This window comes from Streptomyces sp. NPDC049541, assembly GCF_044465725.1.
Taxonomy (GTDB): Bacteria; Actinomycetota; Actinomycetes; order Streptomycetales; family Streptomycetaceae; genus Streptomyces.
Map to the genome: position 1 here is coordinate 554,650 of NZ_JBITLY010000006.1, position 13,449 is coordinate 568,098.

14 protein-coding genes are annotated in these 13,449 nt (G+C 69.5%); 3 read left to right on the top strand and 11 right to left on the bottom strand.

Features of this window, described 5'->3' with window-relative positions:
• Positions 1–8 precede the first annotated feature (8 nt).
• Positions 9–632 carry an RraA family protein gene (locus ACIBW9_RS25115; RefSeq protein ID WP_398958560.1) on the bottom strand — a complete coding sequence of 208 codons (624 nt, stop codon included), beginning with the start codon at positions 630–632 and terminating at the stop codon, positions 9–11.
• Positions 633–796: 164 nt separating this feature from the next.
• Here ACIBW9_RS25115 and ACIBW9_RS25120 point away from each other — a divergent pair, with 164 nt between their 5' ends.
• Positions 797–1,654, top strand: coding sequence for a nitroreductase/quinone reductase family protein (locus ACIBW9_RS25120; protein ID WP_398958562.1), 858 nt, complete (start codon positions 797–799; stop codon positions 1,652–1,654).
• A gap of 35 nt (positions 1,655–1,689) precedes the next feature.
• Here ACIBW9_RS25120 and ACIBW9_RS25125 read toward each other — a convergent pair whose 3' ends face one another.
• The 8 genes from ACIBW9_RS25125 to ACIBW9_RS25160 form a co-directional block, all read right to left on the bottom strand.
• Complete coding sequence (locus ACIBW9_RS25125) at positions 1,690–3,711, bottom strand: HelD family protein (protein WP_398958564.1); 2,022 nt, start codon at positions 3,709–3,711, stop codon at positions 1,690–1,692.
• A gap of 55 nt (positions 3,712–3,766) precedes the next feature.
• Positions 3,767–4,387, bottom strand: coding sequence for a TetR/AcrR family transcriptional regulator (locus ACIBW9_RS25130; RefSeq protein WP_398958566.1), 621 nt, complete (start codon positions 4,385–4,387; stop codon positions 3,767–3,769).
• Between the two features lie 21 nt (positions 4,388–4,408).
• Positions 4,409–5,479, bottom strand: a complete 1,071-nt coding sequence (locus tag ACIBW9_RS25135; RefSeq protein WP_398958568.1) for an aminoglycoside phosphotransferase family protein — start codon at positions 5,477–5,479, stop codon at positions 4,409–4,411.
• Complete coding sequence (locus ACIBW9_RS25140) at positions 5,436–6,251, bottom strand: HAD family hydrolase (RefSeq protein WP_398958570.1); 816 nt, start codon at positions 6,249–6,251, stop codon at positions 5,436–5,438. Before ACIBW9_RS25140 ends, ACIBW9_RS25135 begins: the two co-directional genes overlap by 44 nt.
• A complete protein-coding gene (locus ACIBW9_RS25145) occupies positions 6,236–7,414 on the bottom strand; it encodes a phosphotransferase family protein (RefSeq protein WP_398958572.1) in 1,179 nt (392 codons plus the stop codon). Before ACIBW9_RS25145 ends, ACIBW9_RS25140 begins: the two co-directional genes overlap by 16 nt.
• Before the next feature lie 179 nt (positions 7,415–7,593).
• Positions 7,594–8,484 carry a winged helix-turn-helix domain-containing protein gene (locus ACIBW9_RS25150; protein ID WP_398958574.1) on the bottom strand — a complete coding sequence of 297 codons (891 nt, stop codon included), beginning with the start codon at positions 8,482–8,484 and terminating at the stop codon, positions 7,594–7,596.
• 196 nt (positions 8,485–8,680) lie between these two features.
• A complete protein-coding gene (locus ACIBW9_RS25155; RefSeq protein ID WP_398958576.1) occupies positions 8,681–9,382 on the bottom strand; it encodes an HAD family hydrolase in 702 nt (233 codons plus the stop codon).
• A 54-nt stretch (positions 9,383–9,436) separates the two neighbouring features.
• Complete coding sequence (locus ACIBW9_RS25160) at positions 9,437–10,315, bottom strand: GntR family transcriptional regulator (protein ID WP_398958578.1); 879 nt, start codon at positions 10,313–10,315, stop codon at positions 9,437–9,439.
• A 137-nt stretch (positions 10,316–10,452) separates the two neighbouring features.
• Here ACIBW9_RS25160 and ACIBW9_RS25165 point away from each other — a divergent pair, with 137 nt between their 5' ends.
• Positions 10,453–10,641, top strand: a complete 189-nt coding sequence (locus ACIBW9_RS25165; protein WP_398958580.1) for a hypothetical protein — start codon at positions 10,453–10,455, stop codon at positions 10,639–10,641.
• 11 nt (positions 10,642–10,652) lie between these two features.
• On the opposite strand, the gene ACIBW9_RS25170 is transcribed toward ACIBW9_RS25165, so the two are convergent.
• A complete protein-coding gene (locus ACIBW9_RS25170; RefSeq protein ID WP_398958725.1) occupies positions 10,653–11,492 on the bottom strand; it encodes a winged helix-turn-helix domain-containing protein in 840 nt (279 codons plus the stop codon).
• A gap of 268 nt (positions 11,493–11,760) precedes the next feature.
• Here ACIBW9_RS25170 and ACIBW9_RS25175 point away from each other — a divergent pair, with 268 nt between their 5' ends.
• Entirely contained in the window at positions 11,761–11,946 is a 186-nt protein-coding gene (locus ACIBW9_RS25175; RefSeq protein ID WP_398958582.1) for a hypothetical protein, read from the top strand.
• Positions 11,947–12,162: 216 nt separating this feature from the next.
• On the opposite strand, the gene ACIBW9_RS25180 is transcribed toward ACIBW9_RS25175, so the two are convergent.
• Positions 12,163–13,419, bottom strand: coding sequence for a GNAT family N-acetyltransferase (locus tag ACIBW9_RS25180; RefSeq protein ID WP_398958584.1), 1,257 nt, complete (start codon positions 13,417–13,419; stop codon positions 12,163–12,165).
• Between the last annotated feature and the right edge of the window lie 30 nt (positions 13,420–13,449).

The following is a 13,449-nucleotide window of genomic DNA, read 5'->3' on the forward strand; positions in this document are numbered from 1 at the left end:
CAGCAGCATCAGCCCTCGAACCCCCGCTCCGCCAGGATCTTGTCGACGCGTGCCCGGTGTGCCGCCTCCCACGCATCCGGCGACTCGCCGGCCTCCTTCGCGAGCCTGGCCCGGGCGGCCGTGAGCACCTCGGCACCGCGGGCGGCGGGCACGACGACGACGCCCTCCTCGTCGGCCACGACGATGTCGCCCGCCTCGACGCGTACCCCACCGCACGTCACCGGCTCGCCCAGCGGCCGTACGGCTGACTTGGCGCCCGGGATCGGGATGACACCGCGGGCGAACACCGGGAACCGTGCCTCCCGAACCTCGGCCAGATCGCGGATCAGCCCGTCGAGCACGAAGGCCGCGACACCGCGCCGCTGGGCGACGGCGCAGACGTTGCCGCCCGCGAGCGCCCAGTCCAGGTCGCCGGACTCCACGACGACGACCGATCCGGGCCCGGCGCGGTGGATGGCGGCGTGCAGCATCAGGTTGTCGCCGGGCGGGCAGCTGACGGTGAAGGCCGGTCCGGCCACCCGCTCGTGCGGCCCCCACAGGGGGCGGATCCCGATGTCCATGACCTGTCCGTGGCCCAGGAGGTCGGCGAGGGTGGTGGTGGGAACGGCCCGGAACTCGGTGGCGTCAGTCATACGTCGGACGTTATCGTCCGGGCATGACTGCCGGGTCGGCCTTGTGCCGTGAGCGAGTTGGGTGCCCGGCCTCTGAGTGAGGCCACGGCGGGCGCGAAGCCCGCCTCTTTCTCTGCGCCGCCTTCGAATCCTTCGGAAGACACCAGCTGCAGAGAAAGAAGAGAATGCCCGACGACGACAACAAGAAGTTCATCGACTTCAACCAGCAGGTCATCGACGAGTTCCGCGCCCACCACGGCCGCGTCGGCGGCCCCTTCGAGGGTGGCCGGCTGCTCCTGCTGACCACCACCGGCGCCCGCTCCGGCACCCCGCACACCACTCCCGTCGCCTACTTCCCAGACGGCCCCGAACGTGTCCTGGTCATCGCCTCCGCGGCCGGCTCCCCCAAGCACCCGGACTGGTACCACAATCTCCTCGCCCACCCCCGGGTCACCGTGGAGAGCGGTGTGTTCACGTACGAGGCCGAGGCCGTCGTACTGACAGGCGAGGAGCGGGAGCAAGCCTGGGCGCGGGCGGTGGAGGCCGACCCCGGCTGGGCGGAGTACCAGAGGAAGACCGAGCGGATCATCCCGGTGGTCGCCCTGCACGCGATCACGGACGGTGGCCCCGGGCAGATCAACGCCTCCTCGCCGGGCGAGGCGATCAAGGTGGTGCACGACGCGTTCCGCCGTGAACTCGCCCTGATCCGCAAGGAGATGGCGGCGGGCAACGGCACCCTCGGCGCCCAGCTGCGCGTCAACTGCCTGACCTTCTGCCAGGGGCTGCACAACCACCACACCGGCGAGGACACGATGATGTTCCCGTTCCTCGCCGACCGTCGCCCCGAAGCGAACCCGGTACTCAAGCGCCTGAGCGAGGAGCACGAGCAGATCGCCGTCCTGGTGGCGGAGCTGCGCCGCGCGCTGGCCGCCGAGGACCCGGCCGCCGCCCGCGCCGAGGTCGAGCGCCTCACGCTCGACCTCGAAGCCCATCTGACGTACGAGGAGCAGGAGTTGATCCCCCTCCTCGACGCCCCCGCCTGACCCTCGGGCGGCCGCACCGACCTCGGCCCTCCGGGCTAGAACGGCAGCGGCCGCCCGTGCACCACATCCAGCCGCGACACCGCCCGGGTCAGCACGACATACAGCCGGTGCAGCCCGCGCGCCTCCGCCTCCGCGATCGCCGCGGGCTCGACGGCGACGACATGGTCGTACTCCAGTCCCTTGACGAGCCCCGCCGGTACGACGGTCACGCGGGCGCCGAGCTCCTCCGGTCCCGCGGCCTCGATCCCGGCCGCGCCGAGCGCCTGTGTCACCCGTTCCACATCGGCGTCGGCGGCGACGACCCCGACCGATCCCTCATGACCGAGCGCCTCGCGTACGGCGTCCACGACCGCACCCGGCAGATCGGCCCCCGCCTCCCGCACCCTCAGCGCTCCGTCCCTGCGCAGCGACCGCCCCGCCGGAACGTCGACGTCCAGCCGCTCCAACAGCCGGTTGGCGAGCGCGACGACGGCCCGAGGCACCCGGAAGCCGGTGGTCAGCGGCACCACGGCCGCGTCCGGTTTCCCCAGGTGCCGCAGGACCGTGTCCCAGGAGCGCGCCGCCCAGGGCGTGGTCCCCTGCGCCAGATCGCCGAGCACGGTGAGCGACCCGAAAGGCGCCCGCCGCGCGATGGCCCGGCACTCCATCGGGGAGAGGTCCTGCGCCTCGTCGACGACGACATGGCCGTACCCCTCGGGATGCCCGATGAGCCCGGCGACCTCGTCGAGAAGCACCAGGTCGGCGGCCGACCAGCGAGCCGACTTCCACGACCGCGGGGGCTTGTCCCACAGGAGTGCCCGCTGCTCGTCGGCGTCCAGCAGCCCGTCGGCGGCGACAGCCAACGCCCTTGGTTCTGCGAACAGTCGGGCAACGACCTCCTCGGCCCGCACCCGCGGCCACACGGCGTCGACGTACTCCCGGACCGCCCGCGCCCGCGAGATCCTCTGCACCCAGGCGTTCGACTGCGGCCCGGCCCGCCGCTCGGCCTGCTCCTGGATGCACCGCACGACCCGCATCCGCACCCGCTCACGCCCGATCCCGTACGGCGGCTCCTCACGCCGTGCGCCCTCGACGATCCGCACGAGTTCACCGGCCCCGACCCGCCACCGGTAGGAACCGTCGTCCACGGACAGCGGCTCGACCCCCTCGCTGGAGACATGCGCGTACAGCGCCCGGCGCAGCACCTCCGCCATCCGGGCGTCGTGCTTGACGACGGCGGCCCGTTCGCTGTCGGTCCCCCTGACCGGGTGCGCGGCGATCTCCTCCTGGAGGGTCGACTGCCGTACGCCCGTCTCGCCGAGGGCCGGAAGCACCTGGGAGATGTAGGAGAGGAAGGTCCGGTTGGGCCCGAGGATGAGCAGTCCGCCGCGCTTCATGCGCTGCGGATGGGTGTAGAGGAGATAGGCGGCCCGGTGCAGCCCGACGGCGGTCTTTCCGGTGCCGGGAGCACCCTGCACGCACACGGAGACGCCCAGATCCCCTCGTACGAGATCGTCCTGCTCGGGCTGGATGGTCGCCGCGATGTCCCGCATGGGGCCGACGCGGGGCCGCTCGATCTCCCGGGCGACGATGTCGCTCGCCCGGGACTCGCCCCGGTCGAGGTGCTCGTCCTCGAGGCCGGTGAGGTCGGCGGAGTCGCCGCGGCTGCCGGGGGCCCAGCCGAACCTGCGCCGGACCGCGACGCCCTGCGGGTCGCCGGCGCTCGCCTGGTAGAAGGCGCGGGAGACGGGCGCCCGCCAGTCGACGACCAGCGGCGGGGCGGCGACGTCCTCACTGATCCGCAGCCGCCCGATGTGCAGCGACTGCTCGGCGGTGTCCAGCCGCCCGAAGAACAACGGCCCTTCGGGCAGCTCCCGCATCTCCTTCGCCCGACTGCGCAGCCGGTACCCGAGCACCTCGGCGTCGGCACCGGAGGCGGAGACGTCCTCCCCGGTGACGACCTGCTCCTGGGCCCCGTCGACCATGGCGGCGAGGGCGCTGCGGCAGCGGTCGTGATGGGCGCGTTCGCGGTGGAGGGACTCTTTCAGGGCGGGCGGGGCGGGGTCGGCTGACGTCATGGGCACAAGCGTACCCAACTAACGTAACCGGGTTAAATATTTTACCGAGTCTCACCTATGCGAGATGCGGCAGGCCCGCCGCCAGCACCCCGAACGCCCGCTCCGCCGCGGCCAGGGCATCCGCCCGTACGTCCTCCACCCGCTCCCCGTCGGCGATCCGCCGCCAGTTCTCCATGGCCAGAATCCGCTGCACGGCAACGATCTGCCCGGCGGCGAGCCGGGCCTCCAGCCCACCGCCGAGGACTTCGGCCAGGGCGGCCTCGGACCGCTGCTGGTAGGCGTACACGCGGGCGACGAGGGAGGGGGTGCCGTAGAGGAGGGAGTGAAAGGCGAGGACGTGCGGATGGTCGTTGAGCCCGGTGACCGGATCGCCCCGCTCCAGCCCGTCGAGAAAGTGCCGCCGCAGCGCGGCGAGCGGCGTGGGCCCCCCGGCCACCACCCGAGCGGCCTCCCCCTCGTGATCGGCGATCCGGTGCAGGACGAGATCCTCCTTCGCCGGGAAGTACCGAAAGAGGGTCGGCTTGGAGATCCCGGCGGCTGCGGCGACCTCGGCGACGGACACGGCATCGAAGCCGCGCTCCAGGAACAGCCGGACGGCGATCTCGGAGACCTCTTGATACATCCGCTGCTTCTTGCGTTCACGCAGGCCGGGCCCAGGGGAGGCCGTCTCGCTCATGAGAAGAGCTTACGCAGCGGGTCAGCACCCATGTTCCAGGTGCTGTCGAACGAGTGCCCTCATGATCTGCGCCCGGGTCGGCAGCGTATCCAGGCCGAGCGGCTCGGCCGCAGCCGCCAGGACCTCTTGGAGTCGCCAGGCGGCCCGGGGCAACGCCACCCAGTGGAACTCCGGTCCGCGGCTCAACGACGTCGTGGTGCGGATGACGTCGGTGAACACCGACTGCGCTCGCTTGAACGCGAGGAGCCTCGGCAGGTCCTCCGCCCAGCCGTACGAGCTTCCGCGCCTGACACGCTCCACCACCCGGCACCACTCCTGGGCCATGCGGACTCCCTGAACAGGCGGATACCGCATCAGGTACAGGTGCGTGGCCAGGTCATAGAGGGGGTCGCCGAGCGTGGCCAGCTCCCAGTCGATCACCCAGAGCCGACCCTGTGGATCGAGTATGAGGTTCTTGCGGTGCAGGTCCGCGTGGAGCAGGCAGAACGGCCGGGTCCTCATCCCGGACACGCGCTTCCTGAGCCAGGTGAATGACTCGTGCGTCAGGCCGAGTTCATGGAACAGGCCCTCGAAGCGCGGCAGGTTCCTTGCGTAGACCTGCTCCTGCATGAAGACGATCAGGAGGTCCAGGAAGCCGTCGGTGTCACCGTCCGCGGCACGGTCCTCGTGCTCACAGCGTCGTTCGGCCCAGAGATCCTCCGGTCTGATGCGCACCGTTTCGTGGAACAGGTCGACGATCTGGTCGAACACCGAGTGAGGAACCCGTCCGCCCGCCATACGGCGTGTGGGGAGGGTGCGACCCTCGATGAACCTCTGAAGTCCGACGCCCTCGACCGCGACGACATCGGGGATCGGCGTGATGTGCCCCGCCAGGCTGCGCAGCAGTTGCTCTTCGGATGCGAAGCAGCGCCGGTCGAGCCAGAGGACCCCCTCGCGCGGCTCGCGGAACTTGACGGGCAGCTTTCCGCCCGGCAGCAGGAGCACGTACGTCTCGTGGTGATAGCCCTCCAGGGGACCCTTGATGACCTTGGCGCCGGTCAACAGGTCGTCATCGACGCGCCGCCTCGCCCACAGCGCCGACTCCAGGCTCATGGGCACCCCTCTCCCACAGCTCGCCGGACAAAGGAGCGTACGCCTCCAGCACGACTTCGGTCCCGGCCTGTCGCAGCCGGGCTCTCTTCGCCTCGTTCCTGCCGTACCCGATGAACCGGACGTCCGCCCGTGCGGCGGCCTCGACGTCCGCCGGGGTGTCCCCGATCATCACCGCCGCCTCCGGCGGGAGGTCCAGGCTGCGCAGAGCTCGCAGCAGGACGTCCGGGTGGGGCTTCATCAGGTCGGGGTCGGCGGTCCGGCCGTGGATGACCGTGAAGTGCTCGCGCAGGCCACGGGAGCGGAGGTAGAGGTCGGCCGCGAGCGGCGAGTTGTTGGTGACGATCGCCAGGCGCAGCCCGGCCCCGACCAACCTGCGGACGAAACTGTCCGCATCCGGCGTGGGCCAGGCGGACCACGCCGCCTCCATCTCCCCCACCGTCACGCACCGCTCCAGTGTGTCCACCACGGCCGCGAGGTCCTCGTCTGTGACGCCGAGAGCGCCGGGGTCCGCCTTCCATCGGGCCCCGTGGATCGCGCGCAGCACCAAGTGGGGGTCCTTGTGGTTCAGTTCCTCCCCCGTCAGCAGGTGGGTGAGGCCGAAGTCAGCGACGAGAGCCCGCAGCCGGTCGGCCAGCACGATCGAGGAGCCCTCAGGAAACAGCCGGCAGACGGGCCCGTCGAAGTCGAAAAGGACACACCGGGTGCGCGCACCGTCCTTGCCGTCCGAGCCGTCCCCGAAGAGCATCCGCGCGGCGGCTACCCCAGCAGCCATGCCGTCCCGATCAGCCACGTCGCTCCGATCAGCCACCGCGCCGCCGTCGCGACCGCCCCGCCCCGCGGATGCGGGCTCTGCGGCTTGTCGTTCCGCTGTTCGCGCGGTTCGTCCCATCCACGGGACCCCTTCCTGCTTCCGGCGGCCATCGCGGCCCGCTGCTCCGACGCGTGCCATCGCCTCAGCGCCACCACGGCCTCTTCCTCGTCCACCTGGAGATACGGGAGCCCCAGCGGCTCCCGGGCGCGCCGTACCGCCCTGCATATCCGGGTGGCGGCGCCGGCGAACTCCTGGTCCGTCGGGTGGTCCGACAGGGTGAGGGCTGCGCGCATCACATCGGGGAACACCGACTGGGCGTATTCGAAGCCCAGGTACACGGGCAGGTCGTCGGCCAGGCCTTGCGTCACCGCCGAGTGCCCGGTGCGGTGCATCGCCTCGGCCCACCGCTGGACCATGTGGTCCCGTTCCGTCTCCTCGTAATCCATGCGTACGACATGGATGGCCAGGTCGTGCAAAGGGTCGCCGTACATGCCGAGTTCCCAGTCGATGACCACGATCTGTTCGCCGTCCAGCCCCGGGGTGAGCACGAGGTTGCCCCGATGGACATCGGTGTGGAGCAGGATGAACGGCCGCGAGGTCAGAGACGGCACGGCGCGCAGGAAGCGCTCCATCGCGTCGTCCGGGATGCCCACCGCGCGGAACAGTTCGCCGAAACGCGGCAGGTTGGCCCAGTGCACCCGGGACGCGACGAACCGCGCCAGATGATGCAGGAAGCCCAGGCTGTCCCCGGAGAGGGGCCAGTTCGGCGGCCGGGGCGGGAGGACGTCCGGCGGGACGTCGGCCAGCTCGGCGAAGAAGTCGGCCAGCTGCGCCAGCCGGTCCATGCCGATCGTTCCCTTCCCCACCGCGTCGGACAGCACGCGTCCGGGCACATACGAGTACACGGAGAGCTCCCCGAAGTCCGCGAGACAGCGCGGTGTGCGACTCACGTAGGGCGCGACGGCTTTCAGAATGTCCGACTCGTGTGCCCAGGTCCGCTGGACCACCTCGATCGTCTGGAGGGGCGTTCGGAACTTGGCCCGGACCTGGCCGGACCGTTCGCCCAGCAGCCGGGCCAGCGGCTGTCCGAGCTTCTGGACGTGGTTCATGTTGTGGTGACCCATGATCACCATTTCCTGGGCCGTCCGAAGGCGATATTCAGCGACGATACGCGCGAACAACCCATGCCCTCGGCGGAGCAGTTGGAGCGACATGAGGCGGCACGGTACTCCATCGAATGCCCGATCCCACGTGGTGTCACTATGTGGACGACCTCCTGTCACGGACAGTCCGCAGCGTGGGTTCACTCGCTTGCGAGCACGTCCCAGACCTTGTCGAACCAGGACTGCCAAGTGGTCACGGCGGCCGAGGCCTGCGAGTCCTCGCTGCTGTCCTTGACGATGTAGGTGAACGGCGCGCCGAAACCCTCCACGTCGATCGCCTGGACGTCCTTGTCGAGTGCCCGCAGGTTGACGGGCCGTTCGACCGGCATGTACGGAGCGAACAGGACTTCCTCGCCGTTGAGCAGGTAGAGCTTGAGTGTCGGCGTCAGCCGCACATGGCGGACCTCCAGGTCGACGTCCTTCACCTTGCGCTCGGCCCTGAGGTCGTAGAGCTTTGTGTGGATGGCGGCCGTGTTCCACTGGGTGGTCTCCAACAGGCGCTGGTGTACGGCCTCTTCGTACTGAGGGTCCACGGCCTCGGGGTAGGGCCGCTCCCTCAGGTTCTCGGCAGGCAGCAGCATGCGCAGGGCGATGTGATGCGGAGCAGGCACCAGACCGCCGCGAATGCGTTGCTCCTGCCGGTCGATGTGCCTGTTCAGCGTCTCGGATGTCAGGGTGAAGACGTCCAGGACGACCTCGTCCCTTTCGAAGGCCTTGTCGATCACGGCCCCCAGCGACACGCTGTCCCCGCTGACGGAGGGGATGAGCGACCCGGTCCTGATGACCCTGGAGCCACTCCCCCGTCGTGACTCGATCCAGCGCTCGTTGACGAGCGTCTTCAGCACCCTCTGGACGGTGTCGCGGGAGACACCGAACTCGACCGCCAAGTCGCGCTGAGGCGGCAGATTCGAGTTGAGCGCGTACGTCCCGTTGGTCAGGCGGTTCAGCAGTTCACCCTTGACACGCTCGAACTCGGCGCCGCCTCCGTCCCCGGCCCGCTCTTCGACCTGCCCGTTGGGTCCTTCGCTCACGCAGCGATCGTACTCCTCCAGTCCGGAACCAGCCCACTTCTGGGATCGACAAGTAAGCCGATCGGCCGAAGGTTAGTCGATCAGTCCAGTTGGGCAGGTAACCATCAGGCAACCCATCCAATTGACAGGCACGTGCAGGGATGTGCGAGGGGAGGAAGCGGTGACGATCACGACGAGCCTCTCCGAGCAGGGCCGCTCAAGGCCCGGCGAGCACCCCCAGCACTTCGTCCAGGGAGTGCACCAGGAACCCGGCTCCCGCCTCCCGCAGCTCCTTCTCCTTCCTCTCGTTGCGCGCGTAGCCCAGGAAGGCGACGCCGGCACGCCGGGCCGCCTCGACGTCCGGGGGCGAATCGCCGAGCATCAGAGCGTCCGAAGGGGTCGCCCCGAAGGCACGCAGTGCCTGCTCAAGGCAGTGTGGATGCGGCTTGAGCAGGCCCGGGTTCCGGGTGCGCCCGCAGACATGCGCGAAGCAGTCGTCCAGTCGTCGCCCCTCCAGGTACTTCCGCACCGCCAGGGGGGAGTTGTTCGTGGTGACGGCCAGTTGCGCACCACTCGCCGCCCAGGTGCGGACAAGCGGGTCCGCGTAGTGGGTGGGCATGGAGGACGATACGGCCTTGAGTTCCTCGCGAGTGAGCCGCTCCTCCAGGGAGGTCACCAGACCGCTTCCCGGACGCCGGCGGCCGACCGCCCGCAGCACGTCCCAGGGATCGGTCGTCTGCCTCTCCTCGTCGGTCAGCAGATGCCCTGCCTCCAGGCCGTCGAGCCACTGGACGAGTCCGCGGGCCACGCCGTCCGCGCTGTGTCCGGCAAACACACGGCAGATGGGGCCGTCGAAGTCGAAGAGCACGTAACGGGCTCGCGTGATCAGTTGCTGGAGGTTCTCCGTCTGTGTCGCCACCGGTTCAGTCTGCGCCACACCCGGTGGTCGACGGCATCCGGCCCACGGGCGACATCAGCTCAGCGTCAGGTCCGTCGTGATGGTTTTCCAGAGGGCGTCGAACCACTTCCGGGATTGCTCCACAAAAGCGGCGTCCCGTTGGCCCCCTCTCTGCTCGAAGGAGAAGAGGAGCGACATGCCGCCCAAGGCGTCGTACATCTCGAAGGTTTCGCTGCCCCACTCCTCCTCCCGCTTGGTGATCATGTAATACCCGATCAGCGCCTCGGAGCCGTTGAGCAGGTAGAGCTTGACGGGTGGGGTGAACGGCAGGGCGCGGAAGGTGACGTGCACGTCGATGCCGTACGTGCTGCGCAGGGCCAACAGGTTGTGCCGAAGCACCTGGCCCTGGGCGTTGCGCATGGCCAGCCAGCGCTGATGGACAGGGTCGTCGTCGTCACGGCCGTCGACCGGGACCGGGAACGCGAGGTTGATGTCGCGCGACGGCAGCAGGATGCGGACCTCGACGGACCTGGGTCGGAGGCGGCCCTCGTGGATGAGGCGGAGCGGCTCTCCCAAGGCCAGCATCAACGTCTCCGCCGTGAGGCAGGCCGCGTCGATCCGCACCTCCTCCGCCTCGAACGCCGCAGCCAGGCGTGGGGCGAGGCTCACCATCGTCGGCTGGGGTTCGTCACCGTTCCGAGGAGGTACGGCGATCCGCGGCGGGCTCCCCTTGCTGACGTTGCTGAGCAGCCCGTCCTCCTGGAGGGCGCGCAGAGCCTGGCGGACCGTGCCCCGCTCCACGCCGAACTCGTCGGAGAGTTCGGCCTGGGTGGGCAGCCGGTCCCCCGCCTTGAGGTCGCCCGAGCGGATGCGTTCCCGGAGGATGTCGGCGATCTCCTCGGGCGAGTGCCTTCTCCTGCCGTTCACTGCCACGTTCTCCTGGGTCACGACCAAACGCTACAACTGCGACCCATCCGCAGGGACTTGTTCGGAAGCTGTTCTCAGATGTCGGCCAACTCGGAGCAACTCAAGACGACTGGCAACCAACTTCGCCAAGTTGGCCGAGTCATCAGGTCGAAGGAGGCACCGCCGTGCCCGTGATCGCCTTCCTGCTCGCCGTCTGCGTCATGACCCTCGACCAACTCGCCCAGTGGCGGTACGGCCCGGTCGGCATCGTCGCGCTGATACTGCTCGCCGTCGGGATCAGGGCACGCAACCACACCTGCAGCACCATCGGCGCGGTGGTCCTGGCCCTGCTGGTCACAAGGCCGGCGTTGTGAACCGGCCGGGATCAGCTCTCCAGCGAGAGATCCGAACTGATTGTCTCCCACAGGGCGTCGAACCACAGCTGCGACTGCTCCACGAAGGTGGTGTCACGCAGGCCGGCGCCTTGCGCGAAGGCGAACAGCATGGACTGTGTGCCCTCGGCGGCGTACGTCTCCAGGCGCTCCTGATCGACCTGCTCCTCGCGCCGCGTGAGCGTGTAGTACGCGAAGAGCGCCTCCGTGCCGTTGAGCAGGTACAGCTTCACGGGCGGGGTGAAGGGCAGGGCGCGGAAAGAGACATGCACGTCGATGCCGTGCGTGCTGCGCAGGGCGAGCAGGTTGTGACTGAGGACCTGGCCCTGAGCGTTGCGCTGGGACAGCCAGCGGCGCTGCAGCCGGCCGTCGGCGGACGCGTCCACCGGTGTCGGGAAGGCCAGGTCGATGTCGCGGCTGGGCAGCAGGACGCGGACGTCCACCTTGGCCGGTTTCAGTCGCCCCGCATGGATCTGGCGCAGGGGTTCGCCAATCGCGAGGTTGAGGGAGACGGCGGTCAGACAGAGCGCGTCGATCTCCACGTGCGGGGCCGCAAAAGCCTCCGCCATACGCGGGGCCAGCCCCGCCATCGTAGGCGTCGGCGGGGCCCCTGGGCCGCCCAGGGGCCTGCCGACGCCCAGGTGGGAGGCGACGGTCGCGGGGCTTCCCTTCGACACGTTGGTGAGCAGGTTCTCCGACTGCAGGATGCGCAGCGCCTGTCGGACCGCGCCACGCTCGACGCCGAACTCGTCGGCCAGCATCGCCTGGGTGGGCATGCGCTGCCCCGGCCTGAGCACACCGGCCTTGATCCGCCCACGCAGTTCGTCGGCCACCGCTTTGTGCGACGGCTCAGGCCGCGGGGCCCGCTGCTGCCCGTTGGGTGGGGCGTCGTCCGCGTTCACATCGGAAGATTACAACTTCGAGCCATCTTTCGGCAGTTATCCAGAAGATGGTAACCAGAGACTTCCAACTAAGCATAACTTGGAGTAAGTTGGTAACCAACTTACTCAACATGGTTGCACTTTCCGGTGGTTGGTTGTTCTGGCGGCTCAGCACCTCATATCGGCGGAGCCCGCTCCGCCGCTCGGAAGGATGAACTCCATGCCTCTCGTCGCCCTCGCCATGGCGGCCCTCGCCATCGGATTCGAGCAGCTCATCCAGTGGAGGTACGGGCCGATGGGCATCATCGCCTTCGTCGCCCTGTCCCTCGGACTCAAGGCCAGGAACACCGCGATCAGCGGCCTGGGAGCAGTGATCCTCGTGATGCTGCTCGCCCAACCGAGCTGACTTTCCGTCGGCCGGACCCGTTTCCGGCTGGCCGGGCTCCCTTCCGGAGGGGAGCCGGGAGCCCGGCCAGTCTGTGCCAAGCGCACAGTCACAACTGAACACCGACAACAGAACAGCTCCGCAGCACAGCCACAACCGAAGAGATCTGATCGCACAGTCACAACTTCAGAGCACAGCTACGGATGAGTCATCGACACCGCCTGCCGGAAGGAGGCCTCAGAACATGTCCGGGCACCAAGGCCGCCTGGACGTACGCAGCAGGGCGTCGGCCACCTGGGCGGCGCCCGCTCGTTCTTCCCGCACCCGGCCCAGTGCCGCAAGCCTCAGCGCCGACTCGTCGCCCAGCCACAGCCGCGCCAACTCAGCGACAGGCAGGGAGAGTTCGGCGCTGCTTGTCGTCGGCGTGCAGGACGCGCCCTGCGGCGAGGCCTCCAGCCGGTAGCGCCCGCCGGTGAACCCACCGGGGTCGCTCACCTCCAGCACCACCGAGCCCGCACCCTCGTACGTCCGCGCCTCCAGAGCCCGTACGACGTCCAGGATCCGAACCCACAACCAGTCCGTCTGCGAGGTGATACCGGCGGCTCTCGGGTCCGGCAGCAGGAGAGGAAGCAAATCGTCGGGGGCCCGCTGACCACTCTTGAGGCGGGTGACCCAGTCGATCGAGGCGAGGTAGCGCCACAGGGCCTGCTCGGCGGCCGGGGTCGTGGTGATCAGGCCGCGGACCGTCGCCGTGTCGGCCGGCTGCTTGGCGTCACCCCAGTTGTCGTCCACCTCGTACGCGACCAACCCCTCCAGCGTGCCGTCGGCCGAGCGGTACGCGGCGAAGAAGGGCTCCGTCCACTTCGGGTCGACACGCACGGCACCGGTGTTGAGCTGCCACCACCAGTCACCGCGGCTGACAGCGCCCGGGGTCGCGCGGCGGAAGCGGTCGTGCAGCTCAGGGCCGATCTTGCGGACGTCCTCGGGGTCGACCAGGTCGATACGGGCGCCACCCTCCGGGCCCGACCAGCGGGTGTCGAGGCCGGTGCGCGGGAGATCGACGGTCCACTCGGCGGCGGAGGTGGCGGGGCCGAAGCCGAAGCGGCCGTAGATCGGGTACTCGGCGGCGATGAGCGTGGCCACGACGTCCCCGCGCTCCTTCGCCGCGGCGAGGTCCCGGTTCATCATGCGGGTGAGCAGGCCGCGACGGCGGTGGGTGGCCGTGACGGTGACGCCGGAGACGGCGTCGGCCTCGACCGCGGCGCCGCCCACCGCGGTGACCTCCTGGGCGAAGGAGCGGAACGTCGCCACACACCGGACCCCGTCGAAGGCGCCGAGGTAGCGTCCGGGCTCGAACTGGGTGCGGCGGGACTCGACTTCGGTCTCCCAAGGGGTGGGCCCCTGAAGGAAACCGGCCTTCACCGCGCGGATCCATTCGGGGAATTCGGCCTCGGTGATCGGGCGGACGTCGATAGCGGAGTGTGCGGAGGTCATGAGGGCCACGGTAGGTGGCGGGAAGGAGGA

Coding starts and splice junctions, on each gene's coding strand:
- ACIBW9_RS25115 (WP_398958560.1), bottom strand. CDS start 632: ATGACTGACGCCACCGAGTTCCGGGCCGTTCCCACCACCACCCTCGCC.
- ACIBW9_RS25120 (WP_398958562.1), top strand. CDS start 797: ATGCCCGACGACGACAACAAGAAGTTCATCGACTTCAACCAGCAGGTC.
- ACIBW9_RS25125 (WP_398958564.1), bottom strand. CDS start 3,711: ATGACGTCAGCCGACCCCGCCCCGCCCGCCCTGAAAGAGTCCCTCCAC.
- ACIBW9_RS25130 (WP_398958566.1), bottom strand. CDS start 4,387: ATGAGCGAGACGGCCTCCCCTGGGCCCGGCCTGCGTGAACGCAAGAAG.
- ACIBW9_RS25135 (WP_398958568.1), bottom strand. CDS start 5,479: ATGAGCCTGGAGTCGGCGCTGTGGGCGAGGCGGCGCGTCGATGACGAC.
- ACIBW9_RS25140 (WP_398958570.1), bottom strand. CDS start 6,251: ATGGCTGCTGGGGTAGCCGCCGCGCGGATGCTCTTCGGGGACGGCTCG.
- ACIBW9_RS25145 (WP_398958572.1), bottom strand. CDS start 7,414: ATGGGTCACCACAACATGAACCACGTCCAGAAGCTCGGACAGCCGCTG.
- ACIBW9_RS25175 (WP_398958582.1), top strand. CDS start 11,761: ATGCCTCTCGTCGCCCTCGCCATGGCGGCCCTCGCCATCGGATTCGAG.
- ACIBW9_RS25180 (WP_398958584.1), bottom strand. CDS start 13,419: ATGACCTCCGCACACTCCGCTATCGACGTCCGCCCGATCACCGAGGCC.